This is a genomic window from Desulfurivibrio modestus, assembly GCF_044068625.1.
Classification (GTDB): domain Bacteria; phylum Desulfobacterota; class Desulfobulbia; order Desulfobulbales; family Desulfurivibrionaceae; genus Desulfurivibrio.
On the sequence record NZ_JBIPKH010000033.1, the window covers coordinates 1 to 19,212 of the forward strand.

The 19,212-nt window shown below is 62.2% G+C and carries 11 protein-coding genes; 9 read left to right on the forward strand and 2 right to left on the reverse strand.

Translation table 11 applies throughout. From position 1 onward, the window contains the following. Positions 1-95: 95 nt before the first annotated feature. Positions 96-2,111 (forward strand): PAS domain-containing protein, encoded by a 2,016-nt coding sequence (locus tag ACHHRT_RS12870; protein ID WP_395500180.1) that lies wholly within the window; start codon positions 96-98, stop codon positions 2,109-2,111. Here the strand turns inward: ACHHRT_RS12870 and yjgA are convergent. Beyond that, positions 2,099-2,677 (reverse strand): ribosome biogenesis factor YjgA, encoded by a 579-nt coding sequence (yjgA, locus tag ACHHRT_RS12875; RefSeq protein WP_395500181.1) that lies wholly within the window; start codon positions 2,675-2,677, stop codon positions 2,099-2,101. The genes ACHHRT_RS12870 and yjgA overlap by 13 nt on opposite strands. Before the next feature lie 78 nt (positions 2,678-2,755). Here yjgA and ACHHRT_RS12880 point away from each other — a divergent pair, with 78 nt between their 5' ends. Both ACHHRT_RS12880 and ACHHRT_RS12885 read left to right on the forward strand, forming a co-directional pair. Continuing rightward, positions 2,756-3,946, forward strand: a complete 1,191-nt coding sequence (locus ACHHRT_RS12880; protein ID WP_395500182.1) for an iron-containing alcohol dehydrogenase — start codon at positions 2,756-2,758, stop codon at positions 3,944-3,946. 9 nt (positions 3,947-3,955) lie between these two features. Then, complete coding sequence (locus ACHHRT_RS12885; protein ID WP_395500183.1) at positions 3,956-5,152, forward strand: DegT/DnrJ/EryC1/StrS family aminotransferase; 1,197 nt, start codon at positions 3,956-3,958, stop codon at positions 5,150-5,152. Between the two features lie 25 nt (positions 5,153-5,177). On the opposite strand, the gene ACHHRT_RS12890 is transcribed toward ACHHRT_RS12885, so the two are convergent. After that, complete coding sequence (locus ACHHRT_RS12890; protein ID WP_395500184.1) at positions 5,178-5,990, reverse strand: class I SAM-dependent methyltransferase; 813 nt, start codon at positions 5,988-5,990, stop codon at positions 5,178-5,180. A 52-nt stretch (positions 5,991-6,042) separates the two neighbouring features. On the opposite strand from ACHHRT_RS12890, the gene kdsB reads away from it, so the two are divergent. The 6 genes from kdsB to ACHHRT_RS12920 all read left to right on the forward strand — a co-directional run. Further along, positions 6,043-6,807: a 3-deoxy-manno-octulosonate cytidylyltransferase gene (gene kdsB / locus ACHHRT_RS12895; RefSeq protein ID WP_395500185.1), complete on the forward strand. Its 765-nt coding sequence runs from the start codon at positions 6,043-6,045 to the stop codon at positions 6,805-6,807. A gap of 42 nt (positions 6,808-6,849) precedes the next feature. Then, positions 6,850-7,779 (forward strand): malate dehydrogenase, encoded by a 930-nt coding sequence (gene mdh, locus ACHHRT_RS12900; protein WP_395500186.1) that lies wholly within the window; start codon positions 6,850-6,852, stop codon positions 7,777-7,779. Between the two features lie 6 nt (positions 7,780-7,785). Further along, a complete protein-coding gene (locus ACHHRT_RS12905; RefSeq protein WP_395500187.1) occupies positions 7,786-10,098 on the forward strand; it encodes a gluconeogenesis factor YvcK family protein in 2,313 nt (770 codons plus the stop codon). A 455-nt stretch (positions 10,099-10,553) separates the two neighbouring features. Beyond that, positions 10,554-10,763 (forward strand): hypothetical protein, encoded by a 210-nt coding sequence (locus ACHHRT_RS12910; protein WP_395500188.1) that lies wholly within the window; start codon positions 10,554-10,556, stop codon positions 10,761-10,763. Positions 10,764-10,805: 42 nt separating this feature from the next. Next, positions 10,806-12,350 carry an exodeoxyribonuclease V subunit alpha gene (gene recD / locus ACHHRT_RS12915; protein ID WP_395500190.1) on the forward strand — a complete coding sequence of 515 codons (1,545 nt, stop codon included), beginning with the start codon at positions 10,806-10,808 and terminating at the stop codon, positions 12,348-12,350. A gap of 164 nt (positions 12,351-12,514) precedes the next feature. Beyond that, a partial coding sequence (locus ACHHRT_RS12920; protein WP_395500189.1) for an NHL domain-containing protein occupies positions 12,515-19,212 on the forward strand: 6,698 nt, incomplete at its 3' end.

The following is a 19,212-nucleotide window of genomic DNA, read 5'->3' on the forward strand; positions in this document are numbered from 1 at the left end:
ATTCAGCTGGATGTTTTTCCGTCTTTTGGTGTATGCTTATCGCCATTGGGCTCCAAGCGAGGGGCAGCGACTGCTATCGGTCAGGGGTGATTCAGATGAAAGCGACCAGGAGTTCAGCTGGGAAAGGCCAGGACAAAGCGCCGGCCGGGGATGAGCCGCGGTTGACCAGCGAGAATAGTTTCTTGAAGGCGGTTATCAACGGGGTGGCGGATCCCATTGTGGTGGTCGATACTGATTTCAAAATTCAGTTGTGCAATCGGGCGGCCCTTATGCTTGCCGGCCAACGGCAAGAGCGCGTCTGCGCGGCTCATCCCCACTGTTACCGTCTGATTTTTGGTTTTGGCGAGAGCTGTGATGCCGCCGTCGGCAATTGCCCCCTGGCTGAGGTTTTGCAAACCAAACGGCCGGTAACTGCCGAATATGAGCGCCAGGCCGCCGATGGTTCAGTCAAGTTGTATGAGCTGACCTCCTCCCCCTTGCAAGCCGAAGATGGCACGTTCCTGGGCGTCATGGAGATCCTGCGTGATATCACCGAGCGTAAGCGAGCCCTGGAACTTCTGCAAAAGGGTAATGTGGATCTGGAACGGCGGGCGGCGGAACGGACCGTCGATCTTGAAGCGATCAACGCGGCTCTGCTGAAGGAGGTCGAGGATCGTCGCTGGGCCGAGGATCAGTTGCTGGAGGCCAAAAAACAGGCCGAGCTGGTATATCGGGTGATTCCCAGCGCGATCTTTACCGTTGATCTTCTGCAGCAAATTACCAGTTGGAACAACAAGGCCGAAGAGATTACCGGCTATAAGCGGGAGGAGGTTCTGGGCCAGCGTTGCGGGGCTTTTGCCCTTCAGCCTTGCACCAACAGCTGTGGCCTCTTCTCTCCCGGGATGAAAAAACCGATCATGGGCCGGGAGTGTCTGATTCGGAGCAAGGATGGCCGCACCCTGATGGTCTCCAAGAACGCCGACCTGTTGCGCAATACGGCCGGGGAGGTGATCGGCGGGATTGAGAGTTTCGAAGACATTACCGAACGTAAACAGAATGAAGAGGTGATTCGGGCCGAAAGGGACAAGTTTCGCTGCATGCTGTTGGCCCTGGGCCAGGGAATGCACATTTTGAATCGTAATTTCCTGATCGAATACCAAAATGACGTGTTACGTCAGCATTTCGGGGATCAGATCGGCAGGAAATGCTATGAGGTCTACCGCCAGCAGAATGAACCCTGTGAAAATTGCCGTATGCTGGAGGCGATTGAAACCAGCGAGATTCAGCGCACCGAAATTCTGATGTCCGATGATCGTTACTATGAGCAGTTTTACGCTCCCTTCAAGGATGTGGACGGCCAGGCCAAAGCGTTGATTTTGCTGCGGGATATCACCGAGGAGAAGGCCCGGCACGCCGAAACCATGCGGGCTGGCCAGCTGGCCTCCATCGGCGAGCTGGCCGCCGGGGTGGCCCACGAGATCAACAATCCGATCAATGGCATTATTAACTACGCCCAGATCCTTTGGGACCAGGGCGGGCGCGGTGATGAGGACCAGGACATTCTGGCCCGGATTATCGCCGAAGGGGAAAGAATTGCCGAAATTGTCCGTAATCTGCTTTTCTTTGCCCGGCAGCAGGATGATAAAAGCGAGATGGTCAATTTGCAGATGGTGGTGGCTGACGCCGTTGCCCTGATTGAGCATCAGCTGCTCAATGACGGGATCACCCTGACCGTCAGGGTCCCCGCCGATCTCCCGTCGATCAAGGCCAACCATCGTCAGCTGCAGCAGGTTTTTCTCAATCTGCTCAGTAATGCCCGCTATGCCCTTAACCAGCGTTATGCCGGCAAGGACAGTGGTAAAACCCTGGAGATCAGCGGGGAGGTGGTTGCTTTGGAGGGCCGGGAGTTTGTCCGGCTTACCTTCACCGACCAGGGGGTCGGGATTCTGCCGGAGCTGATCGATTCCATTTTCGCCCCCTTCTTCTCCACCAAGAAGCCGGGGGAGGGGACCGGGCTGGGGTTAAGTATCAGCCATGGTCTGATAAAAAATTTCCACGGCTTCATGCGGGTGAAGAGTGAGCCGGGCCGCTATACCTCGATGGTGGTCGATTTGCCGGTTTATTCCGGTTGATTTTCCGGCTCCTGCATTTTTGCCTGGAGTTCATGGTAGCGCTGCCGGGCCTGGGCGGCTTTGAGCAGGCGGAAGATCTCGCGGCTGTGGGCGATCTTGCGGTTGCGGGCATAGCGGTGGGCGGCGTTACGGACGGCGGCGGCGCTTAGCTCGGGCAGCTGTTCCAGGGCCTTTTCCAGGGCCGGGCTCTCCCACTCCTGAGGCAGGGGGAGATCCAGGCCGCGGGCCTCCTCTTGACAGGCGATGACGTCGGTTATGATGGCCTGGCGCAGAATTTCCAGTTCGTGAAAATCCGCCTGCTCCTGGAGGTGTGAACCCTTGCGGGTCGCCAAATATGAGGTCAGCTCGGAGGTGTCCCGACGGCGCAGCTCCCCGGCGATATGTTTGGTTTGCCGTTTGCGGGCCCCGCCCTTCATGCTGCGGGCGGCCAGGATCTCCTTCTTTAGAAAGTCGTCGGCGGGCAGATTGCTGATTTCGTTGGGGGAGAGCCCTGCCAGTTCGTGGGCCAGCTCTTCAACCCGGTTGGCCTGCCTCTTTTTTTCCGACCTGCTGATCCTGATCTGCATATTTTGCGTGAATTCCGTTTTAAGCTGCGGTAGAGTTTTCTGTTCTGCGCACACTAACAGCCATCCCGGCTTTTTTAAATGAAAAAGGATATTGCCATGCAAGGAAAAACCTTTACCGTAACCCAACCCACCCGGATCCATTTTGGCGTGGACAGTATCAACGATCTGGCCACCCAGGTGCGTGACCTTGGCGGCACCACGGTTTTTCTGGTGGTTGACCCGGGGGTGGTGGCGGCCGGGTTGCTGCCCCGGATTACCGCCCCTCTGGAAGCCGCCTCCGTGCCCTATACCATTTACGACAAGGTTGACCCTGAACCGGGCCTGAAGCTGGCCGACAACGGAGTCAAGCTGGCCAAGAAGGCCAAATGCGACTGCGTGGTCGGCGTTGGCGGCGGCTCGGCCATGGATGTGGCCAAGGCGGTGGCCATTCTGCTGACCAACGGCGGCAAGGCCGTCGATTATATCGGTCTGGGCAAGATCGGCAAGCCGGGGGTGCCCAAGATCATGGTGCCCACCACCGCGGGTACCGGGGCCGAAGTTACCTTTACCGCCGTTTTCATCAATGAGAAAACCAGCTCCAAGGCGGGCATGAATGGAGATCCCCTCTATCCCGATGCCGCCGTCCTCGATCCGGCTCTGACCTTGAGCATTCCCTCCCATATCACCGCCGCCACCGGGATCGATGCCCTGACCCACGCCCTGGAGGCCTATGTCTCCACCCAGGCCCATCCGATCTCCGACATGTACGCCCTGGAAGCGATCGACCTGATCGCCGCCAATCTGGGCAAGGCGTACGCCAATGGGGATAACCTGGAGGCCCGCTCCGCCATGATGATGGGCAGTCTGCTGGCCGGCAAGGCCCTGGCCACCGCCGGGGTCGGTCTGGTGCATGCCATGGCCTACCCCTTGGGCGGGATGCATCAGATCCCCCATGGTCTGGCCAATGCGGTCCTGTTGCCCTATGTTATGGCTTACAATCTGATCGGGGCGCCGGAGCGCTTCGCCACCCTGGCCGAGATGTTCGGTGTCGATACCAGCGCCATGAGCCTGCGGGAGGCGGGTGAGGCGGCGGTGGAAGCGGTTTATCGCCTTAACGACGATGTGGGGATTCCCAAAACCCTGGCGGATCTGCAGATCCCCCGCGAGGATATTCCGGAGATGGCCCGGATCGCCCTGACCGTTACCCGGCCGGTGGCCAACAACCCCCGCAAGCCGATCCTGGAAGAGGTGATGTCGATCTACGAAGATGCAATGCATGGCTGGGAATAGGAGGAAGTTATGCCTGGTTTTGAGATTTTTGGAGATGAGGAGAAACAGCAGATCGCCGAGGTTCTGGACACCGGGGTGCTGTTTCGGTATGAGTTTGTCAACGAACGGCGCGGGATCTATAAGGTCCGGCAGTTTGAGGAGGAGTTTGCCAGCTACTGCGGGGTGAAACACGCCCAGGCGGTTACCTCCGGCACTGCCGCCCTCAAGGTGGCCCTCACCGCCATGGGGGTGGGCCCCGGTGATGAGGTGATCACCCAGTGTTTCACCTTTGTCGCCACCTGGGAGGCGATCTTTGATGTGGGAGCGATTCCGGTTTTTGCCGAGGTGGATGAAACCCTCAATCTGGACCCCGTTGACCTGGAGCGCAAGATAACCCCAAGGACCAAAGCGATTATTCCGGTTCATATGATGGGGGCCCCGGCCCGGATCGCTGAGATCAAGAAAATCGCCGATGCCCACGGCATCCCGGTGCTGGAGGATACGGCCCAGGCGGCGGGCGCCTCCCTGAATGGTCGCCGCTGCGGCTCCTTCGGGCTTTGCGGAACCTTCTCCTTTGATCCGGTTAAAACCATGACCACCGGCGAGGGGGGGATGATCATCACCGATGATGAGGATTTGTGGCGCAAGATGAGCGAATACCACGACCACGGCCATGATCATGTGGTCAATCCCGGAGGTCGGGGTGGCGAGGGGCGCAGCTTTGTTGGCTTCAACTTCCGGATGATGGAGCTGCAGGGGGCCATCGGCCTGGCTCAACTGGCCAAGCTTGACGAGATCGTGGCGGCCCAGCGCCGTAACAAGGCCGCCCTGCGTAAAATGGTGGCCGCGCTGCCGGGGGTCTCCTTCCGCACCATCCTCGATCCCGCCGGCGACAACGCCTCCTTCCTGGCCTTCTTTCTGCCCGATGCCGCCACAACCAGGCGGGTTAACGGTATCTTGGGCCAGCATGGAGCGGGCGCGGTCTATTTCGCCAACAACACCTGGCACTATTACCCCAAGTGGGAGCATCTGCTGGCCGGCTCCACCCTGGCCCAAAGCGGCTGGCCCTTCAAGGAAGCCGACGGCCGTCGCCGGGTCCATTACGATCCGGCGGCGCTACCCCAATCGGCCGAGATCATGGATCGACTGCTGGTCTATCCGGTACCGGTTAAGCTGAGCGATGAGCGGCTGGATCAGATCGGCAAGGCGATTCTGGCGGCCTGCTGATTTCAAAGCCACCTCGGCCGGTAGATCAGCCACTGTGATCAGCCGGCCGGACCAGATAGATATCGAAGCGGCTGCTTTTGCCGGCCAATGAGTAGTTGGGCGGGACCGGGCCGGAAAGGGGCGGGGCGAGGCGCGGGCGTTTGACCACCACCCGGCTCTGGGCCCTGGTAAGGGCCCGGGCCAGCAGCAACTCGGCGTCGAGGTCCTCGCCGGCCACCAGGCGCAGAAGCCGCATCTCCTTTTTGACCAGCGCGCTTTTCTCCCGGCCGGGAAACATGGGGTCCAGGTAGATCACCTCGGCGGCCGGAAAGCTGCGCTGGGCCAGGAGATCGATGGCATTGCCCAGCAGCAGGCGGATTCGTTGGTTGATCATGGTGGCGATGGCGGGATCCGCCGCCGCCGCCCGCTTCAGGCCGTCGGCCAGCAGGGCGTGGATGGCCGGGGATCGTTCGATCATGTGGACCCGGCAGCCCAGGTCCGCCAGGATGAAGGCGTCTCGCCCCAGCCCGGCGGTGGCGTCAATGACGGTGGGACGGGATTGACCCTTCAGGCCCACGGCTCGGGCCAGCGCCTGTTTGCCGCCGCCGTGGCGGAGTCGGTAGCCCATGGTTTCGCCGATCAGCTCGACGTAGACCGGGCCGGGGGCGCCGGCGGCCAGTTGGCGCAGCTCCAGACGCTGTTCGGTAAGCAGGAGCAGGGCGGATAACTGCTCGGGATAGGGATTTTCCACCAGGACCAGGCCCAGGCGGCTTGCCAACTCCCGGGCCGGTTCCGCCAGTTCCGGAGTTGCCGCCGCCACCGCCAGGCCCGGGACAGCGGTTGTGGTCTGGCTGATCATTGTTGCTTCCGCATGAATTGAACCAACTAATTAATGAGGCCATCGGAGAATAATGGATTCCGCACAAAATAGACAGGCCCAAGTAGTGGCCATCATTCCGGCCCGCTACCACTCCAACCGCTTTGAGGGCAAACCTTTAGCCAAAATTCTCGGCAAACCGATGATCCAGCACGTCTATGAGCGGGCCCGGGCGGTGCCGCTGCTCTCCCGGGTGGCGGTGGCCACCGATGATCAGCGGATCGCCGATTGCGTGAACGCCTTCGGCGGTGAGGTGGTGATGACCCGCTCCGATCACGTTTCCGGGACCGATCGCCTGGCCGAAGCCGCCACCATTATGAAGATCGACGAACATGACGTGGTGGTCAACATTCAGGGCGATCAGCCGCTTTTCGACGCCGAGGTGGTGGCCCAGGTGGCCGGGCCGCTGCTGGAGGATCCGGCCCTGCCCATGTCCACCCTGATCTATCGGATTGTTCGTCCCGAGGAGATCAACGATCCCAACCACGTCAAAACCGTTTTCGACCGCCAGGGGCGGGCCCTTTACTTCTCCCGGGCTTCCATCCCCTTTCAGCGCAACCCCGGCGAAGGCACCCCCACCTACTATAAACACCTGGGTTTTTACGCCTATCGCAAGGGTTTTTTGCTCACCTTCGTCGGGCTGCCCGAGGGGGAGTGGGAGCGTTTTGAAAAGCTGGAGCAGTTGCGGGCCCTGGAGTATGGCTACACCATCAAGGTGGTGATGACCGAGCATGATTCGGTGGAGGTTGATACCCCCGGCGATCTCGAACGGGTGGTGGAGCTGATGCAACAGCGTTGAGTTGGAGAAAATCTGAATATCAAACCAGACGAGGAAGAAAGGATGAAAAGACCAAAAGTTACGATTATCGGGGCCGGCAACGTGGGGGCCACCGCCGCCCATTGGGCCTTGAGCCGCAATATTGCCGACGTGGTTTTACTGGATGTGATGGAAGGCATTCCCCAGGGCAAGGCCCTGGATCTGCTCCAGGCCGGGCCGGTGGACGGTTTCAACCGCCGGGTGATCGGCAGCAACGATTACCGCGACTCGGTTGATTCCGATGTGGTGATCATCACCGCCGGCCTGGCCCGCAAGCCGGGGATGAGCCGGGACGACCTGCTGGCCAAGAATGTCGAGATCGTCAAGAGCTGCGCCGAGCAGGCGGTTAAATATTCGCCCAACTGCGTGCTGATCGTGGTGACCAACCCCATCGACGCCATGGTTTACACCGCTTTCAAAATCTCCGGTCTGCCCCGCCAGCGGGTGATCGGCATGGCCGGGGTGTTGGATTCGGCCCGCTATCGCGCCTTTCTGGCCGAGGCCCTGGGAGTGGCGCCCCGGGATGTCAACGCCTTGGTGATGGGAATTCATGGCGACAACATGCTGCCCCTGGTGCGGCTGGCCAATGTGGGCGGGGTGCCGGTGGCCGATCTCCTGGATGCCGATACCATTGCCGAGATCGTTAAACGGACCCAGCACGGCGGAGCGGAGATCGTCAACCATCTCAAAACCGGCAGCGCCTTTTACACCCCGGGCCTGGCGGCCATCGAGATGGCCGAGGCGGTTCTCACCGACGCCAAGCGGGTGCTGCCCTGCGCCGCCTGGCTGGAGGGGGAGTTCGGCATCTCCGGCTGTTTTCTGGGGGTACCGGTGGTGGTGGGCTCCGCCGGGGTGGAGCGGATTATCGAATTTCCCCTCACCAAGGAAGAGCGGGCGGCCCTGGCCGAGTCGGAGACCATCGTCCGTGACCAGATGCGGGCCACCGGACTGTAGCCCACCTTGCCGACCAACGAAGCGCAAGTGGCTGCCGAGAGCGAAAGATTACAGGCAACCCTGGGGGCATTGCAGGCGGGCTGTTTTCGGCCTTTGGATCTGCTGCCCTATCAGGGTACCACGGAAAAGCTGCTGGCCCTGGCCCTCAATGGGCCGCCGGCCGGACCGGCCCCGATCACCGAAGGCTTGGCCGAGCTGGCTGCCGCCCTGGAGGGGGTGGATACCTCCCAGGCCCGGGTGCTGGTTTTTGGGGGCGGCACCGGATTGTCCAATATTATTGGGGGGGACAGCCGCCATCCCCGCTGGCCCGAGAACCCTTTTGCCGGCTTGAAGGCGCTTTTCCCCCGGACCAGCGCGGTGGTCTGTGTCACCGATGACGGTGGCTCCACCGGGGAGTTGCTCAAGGATCTGCCCCTGATCGCCGTCGGTGATCTCCGTCACGTGCTGCTCTCCTCGATTCGGCTGGATAAGTTGACCAAACAGTATGAGCTCAACGAGAGTGAAGCCACTCAGGTGGTCGGGCGGCTCCACCGGCTGTTTAATTTCCGTTTTCCGCGCTTGCCCGTCGATGGCGCGACCCTGCTGGCCCAGTGCGGGGTGGATTTGGCCCTCTTGCCCCCTTTCATGGCCCGCTCACTGGGGGGGCTGATCGCGGAGCTCTTTGAGCACGGGGGGTTGCGGCGCCTGGGGCAGCGTCCCCACTGTCTGGGTAACCTGCTGCTGGTGGCCGCCATCTACCGTCAACCCGGGGTGCAGCCGTGGAGTGCCGAGCCGGTGGCCCCGCCGCCGGCCGCCATTCGGCAGGGGTTGCGCTTCCTGGCCGACCTGCTGGGAGCCTCGCCCGAGGCGGTCCTGCCCTGCACCACCACCCCGGCTTCCCTGAAAATTCTCTATGAAAACGGGGTGCTGGTCAGCGGGGAGAGCAAGTCGGCCACCGCCCGCCGCCGTTGCCCGGTGGATCGGGTTTTTGTCGAGTTTGCCCATCCTCCCGAGGTGGCTCCGGAACTGCTGGCGGCGGTGGCGGAGGCCGATATAATTCTTTTTGCCCCCGGCAGCCTTTTCACCAGTATTATTCCGATCCTGCAGCTTCCGGGCCTGGCGGCGGCGGTGCGGCAAAACCGGCGGGCGCTCAAGGTGCTGCTGGCCAACCTCTGGGTTCAGGCCGGGGAAACCGATCTGGTGCGGGGCGAACGGGAGCGTCGTTTCCATGTCTCCGATCTGCTGCGGGCCTACCGCCGCAATATTCCCGGTGGTTTTGCCGGCCTCTTCCGCCAGGTGCTGGTGGTGGGGATGCGGGAGATCCCCGGCAGCATTCTGCAAAGTTACGCCCTGGAAAACAAGATCCCGATCTACCTGGACCGGGAGCAGGTTCAGGCCTTGGGCCTGACGCCTCTGGAGGCGGCCATTGCTTCCCAGCACACCTTGGATGGACGGGGAGTGATCCAGCATGATCCGGCGGCGGTGGCTTGTGCCGCGCGGGTGCTGTGGGCCCTGCGTGACCCCGCAGCCGACGGTCAGGGCGAAGAAGAGGGCGAGCCGCAAGGGGAAATCCTGGCTTTGGTCAACCCCCAGCGTCAGACCCCCGATCGGCGGTTGGCCGAACTGGAGGCTCGGCTGGTCGAACTCGATCTGACCGAGACCTGGCGCCCGGTGGTGGCCAACATTCTATGGAACCATCGGGATATCAGGTTGGAGCACCTGGCTCAGGTCGCCGGGCTCAGGCTTATTTCGGTGGCGGACTGGAGTCGTTGCCAGGAGTGGGACAACGTCTTCTCTTTCTACGATCCCCAGGACCGGATGATCAAGATTCGGGCCGATGTGGCCCAGCCGGCCGCGCCCGGCGCCGGCCCGGGACCACGCTTTGAGATCGCCTTTCTGGTGGCCCTGGGTCAGTCGCTGCTGGGTAACTATGCCGCCGTCAAGGAGAAGACTCCGGTGGTTTTCAAGCGGGAAACCGTGGGCTATATTTTCAGCCTGACCATGCGGGAGGAGCCCGCCCGCCACTCGTTTTTCACCGGCCAGGAGCTGGCCGAGTATTTGCGCCTGGCCCGGATGCGCCCTTCAGCCGCCAACCCCCTGCTGTTTACCCGGCTGCTCAACAGCCAGGAGGGTTTCACCCCCCCGGGCCTGCTTTTCGGTCTGACCTACGCCTGGTATCTGGATAACCGTTTTGCCCCCCACATCGAATACAAAATGTCCATAGCCCGGGCCGAATCCTCCGACCTGGTCCCCGAGCAGCAGCGGATCGCCGGTCGGCGCCAGGGCCTGATCGACTTTTTCCGCAGCCGGGTCTTCCGCCAGCAGCAAGTCGGTTGCTAAGCCTTTCTTAAGCTGCCCGTTGGAAGCCGCCCACAATTTCTGACGATAACTTTTTTGCGCAAGGATTCAGGCGGCTGGGGTAGTGCATGTTTTTTTGCCGCTCACTGGTGCAAAATGCGGGCATCTTCCAAATTCAGGCTGTTTTGGGGGTGGATTTTTTCTTTGACATGCCGGTCGGCAGCCGTTATTCAAAAAAGTGTCGGCTTTTGAGGGGCAAGTTGCACGGGGTATTCACTGATGCCCCGTTTTTTTTGCCAGGGTCGATAAAAGCAGCACCCTAACTCCTATCTCACCTATCACCTAAAACCGGGCAAGAAAGGCAAAGCTGACGGCAAAACCGGGGCGGATGACGACAACCGGCAGGATTTCCAGGAGTATGCAGGGAAAAAATCCAGCGGTTCCATGGGCACCCTGGGGGATCTGTTGAAATCCAAACTGGCCGGCAAACAGTAGCGATGGACCGGTTGTTGGCCTGCTGGGTCCGGGAGGAGGTGCTGGGGGAGTTTGACCGGCACTGGGTCGGGCTGTTGCGCCGCCTTGACCCCCAAGCCTCGCCGGCGGTGCTGCTGGCCGGAGCCCTGGCCCGGGCGGCCATCGACCAGGGGCATGTCTGCATTGAACTCAACGAATTGTGCGCCCGGGTGCTGCCGGGCCTGGCAGCATAAGCTTCTTTTATTTTTCCAACTCCGGAAGAGCTGCGGGCCGAACTGGCCCGTTCGCCACTGGTGACCGTTCCGGACCGTGGCGAAGAGGAGGACTCCCCGGCCGAGCCAACGCCGCTGGTGCTGGAATACAACCGGCTGTACCTTTGGTGCTACCGGCAATATGAAAGTGAACTGGCCGCTTCCATCCTCAACCGGGCCTCCCAGCCGGTGATTGCGCCTGCCGGCCGGGATCCGGTTCCGCTTTTGCAGGCTCTGACCGCCGCCGCCGGCATCTCTCTGGACCCGGACCAGCAGAAAGCGGTGCTTAACGCCGCAAATCAAAGACTGACCGTTATCTCCGGCGGCCCCGGCACCGGCAAGACCACGATCATCTTCTTCATTCTGAACCTGCTCCGGCTGCTGCACGCCGGAAAAGGGTCGGCCCCGCCCCGAACCCTGCTGTTGGCCCCCACCGGCAAAGCGGCGGCCCGCCTGACCGAAACGGTACATATAAAAAGCGGCGATGATTTAAGTGCAGGCGCCGACCCGACAGTTGCAAAAACCATCCATCGGGCTCTGGGCTTTCAGCGGCAGAGTCCCACCGTTTTTCGTTATCGGGCCGACAACCCTCTGGCTGCCGACCTGGTGGTGGTGGATGAGGCCTCGATGGTCGATATCGCCCTGATGAGCAAACTCTTTGCGGCGGTGCCGGCCGACGCCCGGCTGATCCTGCTGGGAGACAAAGACCAGTTGGCCTCGGTGGAGGCCGGCTCCATTCTGGGTGACATCTGCCAGGCCGCTTCCGGCAAGGACAAAGAGAGTTCGCCGCTGAGCGGCTGCGTGGTCAATCTGGAGCGGGGCTTCCGTTTCGACCCCGACCGGGGAATCGGGGCGCTGACCGGAGCGATCAGGAGCGGTGAGCCGGAGAGGGTGCTGACCGTCCTGCGCCGGGACCGGACCGGGGAGATCAGCTGCCACGATCTCCCGCCGCCGGAACGGAATCCCGTCTTCAAATCCCTGGTGGTCGACGGTTTCAAGCCGTACCTGACGGCAAAAACAGCGGAAGAGGCCCTGGAACTGCTGGCGGAATTCCGCCTGCTTTGCGCCCATCGCCGGGGCCGGGAGGGGGTTGAAAACCTGAACCGTTTTTGCCGCGACCTGCTGGCGGCCGCCGGCTGCCTGCGCCCTGACGGCCCGTGGTATAAGGGGCGGCCTATTATGATCAGGGTCAACGATTACTCCCAGCAACTGTTCAACGGCGATCTCGGGGTGATCTGGGATGATCCCGACGAGGGCGGCGAGCTGCGGGCCTTCTTCCCGGCGAGCGGCGGCCGGATCCGCTCGCTGCTGCCGGGCCGCCTGCCCGGCCATGAAACCGCTTTCGCCATGACCATCCACAAAAGCCAGGGTTCCGAATTCAAGCGGGTGGCGGTGGTGCTGCCCCGCGAACCGTCGCCGATCCTGACCCGGGAACTGCTCTACACCGCCGTCTCCCGCGCCCGCAGCCAGGTCCATCTCTTCGCCCCGGAAACAATCATTGCCGGGGCGGTAAGCGGCCGGGTGACGCGAGCTTCCGGCCTGGCCTTCCGTATTTCAGAAGAGAGATAAAAAATTTTCCATTGACAACCTGACCCACAGTCGCTACAGAGCCTTAATTATTTCCTTTTTTAAGTCAGGATTTTCGTTACTAGCATCCGCTGCCGCTTTTTCCGAGACAGTGGATAAAAAACGATATCTTAGCTGGTTGCTCAGCAAAAAGAGGGGAGGGGAAGATGGGAGCGAAGAGGGATTATGTTTGGCAAAAGGTCTGGGTCTACCCGTTGCTGCTGCTGCCGTTGCTGCTGCTTTTTGCCGGCGTCCTCCATCCGGCGCCCGACCTGGCATTGGATTCCGAACCGACCGCCATCGCTATCCATCCCGATTCCGAGATAGCGATCATCTCCCACGAGAAGGACGACCGGGTTACCCTGCTCAATCTTGACCGCCTTGAGGAAAGGGTCAACATCCCCGTCGGCCGCGCCCCCAAAGGGGTGGCCGTCAATGAAGCCGCCAACACCGGGCTGGTCAGCAACAGCAAGGACAAAAACGTCTCGGTTATTGATCTCGCCTTTTTCCGCGAACTCTATGCGATCAAGGTAGGCGGCCGTCCCCAGGCGGTGGCGGTGGATTCCACCCGGAACCGGGGGGTGGTGGTCAACCGCCAGGACGGCACCGTTTCCGCGCTCGACCTCTATCACGGCCGCGAGGATGCGGCCATCCAGGTGGACCGGCTGCCCATAGCCATCGCCGTAGACCCGGGCCTGAATTATGCCGTGGTGGTCGATCATGTCAGTCCGGCCCGCGACACGGTTGCGATCATCGACCTCGACAGCCGCCAGGTCATCAAAAAGGTGGAAGTGGGCCGCGGCCCGGTGGCGGTGGATATCGACCCCGATACCCATCTCGCCGTGGTGGCCAATGAGCGCAGCTCAAGTCTCACCGTCATCGATCTTGCCACCTGGGAATTCCGCCATATTCCCCTGGAACACCGGCCGGTGGATGTGGCCACAAGCCGGGTAACCGGCCAGGCCCTGGTTCTCTCAAGGCTGAACAACCTGCTGCTGGCGGTGGACCTTGCCACCGGCGAGATCGTCAAAACCTACCCGGTAAAACACCGGGCCGCGGCTCTGGCCGTTTCGCCCTACAGCAACCGGGCAGCCGTGGTCGACGCCTCGGCCAACAGCCTCTCCCTGATCCAGCTCGACAACCCGGTTCCCATCCTCCAGGAGGTCGCTCCGGCTTCGGCCGATCTCTTCAGCGTGCCCAAAACCGTCACCCTTGTCGGCCACCGCTTTCTTAAAAGCGCCGAGGTGCTGGTGGAAAAGGACGGCATCATCCTGCAGCTTCCCTTTCGCTTCATCAACCACCGCGCCCTGGAGGTCGACCTGCCCGACGAGGTAAGGAACCGGCCCGGCCAGTATCTCTTTCGGGTGGTAAACCCGGAACCGGTCGGCGGCAGCAGCAACCCGATAATTTTCGAGGTTCGCAACGTCATCAAGGTAAATATTATCAGCCCCGCCGATCAGAGCGAGGTGGACGCCGCCGGTCTGACGGTAAGCGGCACCGCCCTGTCCGGCTATCCCATCACTTCGGTGATGGTAAACGAGGTGGCCGCCGTTTACGAAAACGGAATGTTCACCGCCGAGATCGTGCTCGCGCCCGGGGAAAACAGCATTACCGCCGTGGTCCAAGACCAGGGCGGCTATACCGCCTCAAGCGCCATCACGGTAAATTACACGCCCAAGGGGCCGCCCGACCCGGCCGAGGTGGCGCCGCCGCTGAACCCCACCGAGGCCACCGACATCGCCGCCGCCACCGAGTTTCTCTACTCCGGCCCCAACCCGGTCCAGACCGGAGTCGAGCCGGAAACCATCGAGGCCCGGAGGGTGGCGGTTCTGCGCGGCAAGGTGCTGGACCGCAATAATGTTCCCCTTGCCGGGGTAACCGTCACCATCCTCAACCACCCCGAATTCGGCCAGACCCTGAGCCGGACCGACGGCCTGTTCGACCTGGCGGTCAACGGCGGCGGCCTGGTCACCGTCAACTATGAAAAGGAAGGCTATCTGCCAGTGCAGCGCCAAGTCCAGGCCCCCTGGCGGGATTACGCCTGGGCTGCCGACGTGGTCATGATCCCGCTGGACAGCAGGGTTACGGTTATCGACCTGGCGGCGGCCGAAACCATCCAGGTGGCCCAGGGCAACGAGGTGGAGGACGAGGACGGCAGCCGCCAGGCCACCCTGCTTTTCGCCCCCGGCACCACCGCCGAAATGGTCCTGCCCGACGGCTCCACCCAGCCGCTTACCACCATCAGCGTAAGGGCCACCGAATACACCGTGGGCGACAACGGCCCGGAAGCGATGCCGGCCGTCCTGCCGGCCAACATCGCCTACACCTACTGCGTCGAGTTGAGCGTTGACGAAGCGATGGCCGCCGGCGCCACCGAAGTGCGCTTCAGCCGGCCGGTCACCTTCTACCTGGACAACTTCATCGATTTCCCGGTGGGGGGGATCGTCCCCACCGGCTACTACGACCGGGTCCGCGGCGTCTGGGTGCCGTCGGAAAACGGCCGGGTGGTAAAGGTGGTCGGCATCAGCAACGGCCTGGCCGAGCTGGATATCTCCGGCGACGGCCAGACAGCCAGCGCCGAGGCCCTGGCCGAACTGGGAGTTACCGAAGAGGAGCGGCAAAACCTGGCCGAACTGTATGAACCCGGCAAAAGCCTCTGGCGGGTGCCGATCTCTCACTTTACCCCCTGGGATTGCAACTGGCCTTACGGCCCGCCGCCGGATGCCGAGCCGCCCCCCTACGATCCCCCGCGACCGGAGGATCGGGACAAGCCCGACGACCCCACCGAGTGCCGGGGCTGCGTTATCGAGGCTGAAAGCCAGGTGCTGGGCGAATCGATTCCGATCGCCGGCACGCCTTACACCCTCAACTACCGCTCCGACCGGGTACCCGGCTATGCTGGAGGACGTACCATCGAAATCCCCTTGAGCGGCTCCTCGGTGACTGGCTCGCTTAGGCGTATCGAGCTTGAAATCCGGGTGGCGGGCCAGGTCCACCGCGCCAGCTTCGCCCCTCTGCCCAACCAGCGCACCACCTTCACCTGGGACGGCAAGGACGGCTACGGCCGGCCGGTGCAGGGCGATGTCAAGCTCACCTACCACCTGCGCTTTGTCTATCCGGTGGTATATCTTGAATCCTCCAGATTTGCCGCCGCTTTTGGCCAGGCCGGGGGCGCGGCCATCGGCGGCTCCCGTGGGGCCTCGGTTTTGGATTTTTCCAGGATGCATACTGTTACGGTAATCGGGTCTATTGTCGACATCAGTGGAATAGGTCGCTGGTCCCTCGACCGGCATCATTTTTACAGTCATTTAGATAAAACCCTCTACCGGGGCGACGGCACCCGGCAAAGCTCCGCAAGACTTGGTGGTATCATAACCACCGTGGCCGGTTCCGGCAGTCATGGCTACAGCGGCGACGGCGGCCCGGCCACCGAGGCGCGGCTTTTTTCCCCATCGGATGTTACCGTCGGCCCGGATGGCAGCCTTTATATTGCTGACTCAGGGAACCATCGCATCCGCCGAGTGGGATCGGACGGTATTATCACCACTGTGGCCGGTTTCCCTGGTGTAAGAAACCGAGGGGCGTACAGCGGCGACGGTGGCCCGGCCACCGAGGCGCGGTTTAATCACCCAAGGGGTGTTACGTCCGGCCCGGACGGCAGCCTTTATATTGCTGACTCAGAGAACCACCGCATCCGCCGAGTGGGACCGGACGGTATCATCATCACTGTGGCCGGTTCCGGCCCGACCGGTTGGTCGAACGGGGGTTACAGCGGCGACGGCGGCCCGGCCAACGAGGCGCGGCTTAATCACCCAAGGGGTGTTACGTTAAGCCTCGACGGCAGCCTTTATATCGTTGACTCATCCAACCACCGCATCCGCCGGGTTGGACCGGACGGCATTATTACCACCGTAGCCGGTGCCGGCGGTTCTGGTTACAGCGGTGACGGCGGCCCGGCCACCGAGGCGCGACTTTTTTCCCCATCGGATGTTACAGTCGGCCCGGACGGCAGCCTTTATATTGCTGACTCAGGGAACCACCGCATCCGCCGAGTGGGACCGGACGGCATCATCACCACCGTAGCCGGTGCCGGCGGTTATTATGGTTACAGTGGCGACGGCGGTCCGGCCACCGAGGCGCGCCTTTATAGCCCAAGGGGTGTTACGTTCGGCTACGACGGCAGACTTTATATCGCTGACTCAGGGAACAAACGTATCCGCCGGGTGGGACCGGACGGTATCATCACAACCGTGGCGGGGGGCGGCAGTAGTAGTTACTACGGCGACGGCGTTCCGGCCACCGAGGCGTGGCTTACTGGGCCAAAGGCTCTTACGATCGGTCCCGACGGCGGCCTTTATATCGCAGACTTTTATTATCAATATTTTGGTGGCCCTGCCACCAGCTCCTATGGCCACAACATCCACCGAGTGGAACAACACATTAAAACTTTGGCTGCGGGCGAATTTCTGGTACCTTCCGCGGATCATAATGAGTACCACATTTTAGCAATTTATGGCCGCCACCTGCGAACGCTGGACAGCCTGACCGACGCCCTGCGCCGGGCCTTTTTCTATGACGAAAAGGGCTCCCTTGTCCGCCTGGAAGATGGCGACGGCAACGCCACCATTATCGAACGCAACAACAGCGGCGACCTCACCGCCATCATCGCCCCCGATGGTCAGCGCACCGAATTGACACTGGACGCCAACGGCTACCTCGCCTCGGTCACCAACCCCGCTGGCGAAGCCTATCACCTGACCCACACCCCGGACGGGCTTCTGACCAAGGTCAGCAAACCGACCGGCGCGGAGTACACCTACAATTACAACCCCGCCGGCCGGCTTACCCATACCAGCGATCCCGCCGGCGGCGGCTGGACCATCACCCGCACCAAAACCGACAACGGCACCAGCGGTCGCATGACCAGCGCCGAGGGCCGAACCTGGAGCTTTGCGGTCGAGCGCCTGGAAGAGACAAAGCTGCTGCGAACCTCCACCACCCCCGACGGCGCCGTCTCCACCCGGCAGATCACCACCACCCCGACCGCCATTACCGAATTGGCCAATGCCGCCGACGGCACCGTGCGCGCCCTGCGCAAAGGCCCGGACCCCCGAGTGGGGATGAGCGCGCCGGTGCTTGAATCGGCAATCACGACCCTGCCTTCCGGCCTGAAATCCACGATCACCACCGAACAGGCGGCAAACCTGGAGGACCCAAACGACCCCTTCAGCCTGGTAAGCCTCGCCGACACCGTCAACATCAACGGCCGCACCCTCACCAGCCTCTACCTGGCCGCGGACCGCACCATGACCATGACCACCCCCGCCGGCCGGACCAGTTCGCTGGTACTCGATGCCAACGGTCGGATCAGCCAAAGCCGGCCGGCCGGTCTCCTGGAGGTGGGCTACCATTACGACCTCCGGGGGCGGTTGAGTTCCATCGCTCAAGGGGATGGCGCCCAGGGGCGCTACCTGGACTTCACCTACAACAGCCAGGGCTATCCCGCCGCCATTAGCGATGGGCTGGGCGCCCTGGCTGCCTACGAGTACGACTTGGCGGGCCGGGTCATCCGGCAGGAGCTGGCCGACGGCCGGGAGATTCGCTACGGCTATGACCCCAACGGCAATCTCACCTCCATCACCCCGCCGGGCCGCAGCCCCCATCTCTTCCGCTACACCGCCACCGACCGGCAGGAGGAGTACCTGCCGCCGGAGGCAGGGGCGCAACCCGCTGCCACCCGTTACGCTTACAACCTCGACGGCGAGCTGACCCAAATCACCCGGCCCGACGGCCAGACCCTGGAGCTTGGCTATTCAGGCTGCTGCGGCAAGCTTGCTTATCTCGAACTGCCCCAAGGCCGGATCGATTACGCATACCACCCCGCGACCGGCCGGCTCAACAACATCGCCACCCCGGAGAACAACACCCTGGCCTTCACTTACGACGGCTTCCTGCCGCTGACCCAGTCCTGGTCCGGCGAGATCAACGGCAGTGTGGCCCGGGGCTACGATAATAACTTCCAGATCCAGTCCCTGAACGTAAACGGCCAGGGCATCACCTACGGCTACGACAGCGACGGCCTGCCCATCCAGGCGGGCGGCCTCACCCTGGAGCGCGACCCCGCCAACGGCTTTCTCACCGGCACCGGCCTGGCCGGGGTAGCCACCACCCAAGCCTACAACGGTTTTGGTGAAATAACCGCCTTCACCGCCGCCCACGAGGCCACCGAACTGTTCAGCACCAGCTTCAGCCGGGACCAGCGCGGCCGGATCAGCGAAAAAACCGAAACCATCGCCGGAATTACCACCCATTACGGCTATCACTACGACCAGGCCGGCCGCCTGGTCCGGGTAAGCAAAAACGGCACCACCGCCGCCACCTACACTTACGATGACAACGGCAACCGCCTGCAGCACAGCGCCGGCGGCGCCACCAGCACCGGCAGCTACGACGCCCAGGATCGGATGACCGCCTACGGCAACACCGCTTACCAGTACACCGCCAACGGCGAACTGCTCAAGAAAACCCAAGGCGCTCAGGTTACTAATTACACCTATGATCTCCTCGGCAATCTTAAAGCCGTGGATCTGCCCGACGGCCGCAAAATCGAGTACATCATCGACGGCAGCAACCGCCGGATCGGCAAAAAGATCGACGGCGCCCTGGTCCAGGGCTTCCTCTACCAGGACCAGCTCAACCCGGTGGCCGAACTCGACGGCACCGGCCAGATCGTCAGCCGCTTTATCTATGCCAGCCGAGCCAATGTGCCGGACTACATAAGCAAAAACGGCACCACCTACCGAATCATCACCGACCACCTGGGCAGCCCCAGGCTGGTGGTCAACACCGCCACCGGTGAAATTGC

Excerpts from the sequence above, each read along its gene's own strand:
- yjgA (WP_395500181.1), bottom strand. The coding sequence starts at position 2,677 with ATGCAGATCAGGATCAGCAGGTCGGAAAAAAAGAGGCAGGCCAACCGG.
- ACHHRT_RS12870 (WP_395500180.1), top strand. The coding sequence starts at position 96 with ATGAAAGCGACCAGGAGTTCAGCTGGGAAAGGCCAGGACAAAGCGCCG.
- ACHHRT_RS12890 (WP_395500184.1), bottom strand. The coding sequence starts at position 5,990 with ATGATCAGCCAGACCACAACCGCTGTCCCGGGCCTGGCGGTGGCGGCG.
- kdsB (WP_395500185.1), top strand. The coding sequence starts at position 6,043 with ATGGATTCCGCACAAAATAGACAGGCCCAAGTAGTGGCCATCATTCCG.
- ACHHRT_RS12910 (WP_395500188.1), top strand. The coding sequence starts at position 10,554 with ATGGACCGGTTGTTGGCCTGCTGGGTCCGGGAGGAGGTGCTGGGGGAG.
- ACHHRT_RS12880 (WP_395500182.1), top strand. The coding sequence starts at position 2,756 with ATGAAAAAGGATATTGCCATGCAAGGAAAAACCTTTACCGTAACCCAA.
- mdh (WP_395500186.1), top strand. The coding sequence starts at position 6,850 with ATGAAAAGACCAAAAGTTACGATTATCGGGGCCGGCAACGTGGGGGCC.
- ACHHRT_RS12885 (WP_395500183.1), top strand. The coding sequence starts at position 3,956 with ATGCCTGGTTTTGAGATTTTTGGAGATGAGGAGAAACAGCAGATCGCC.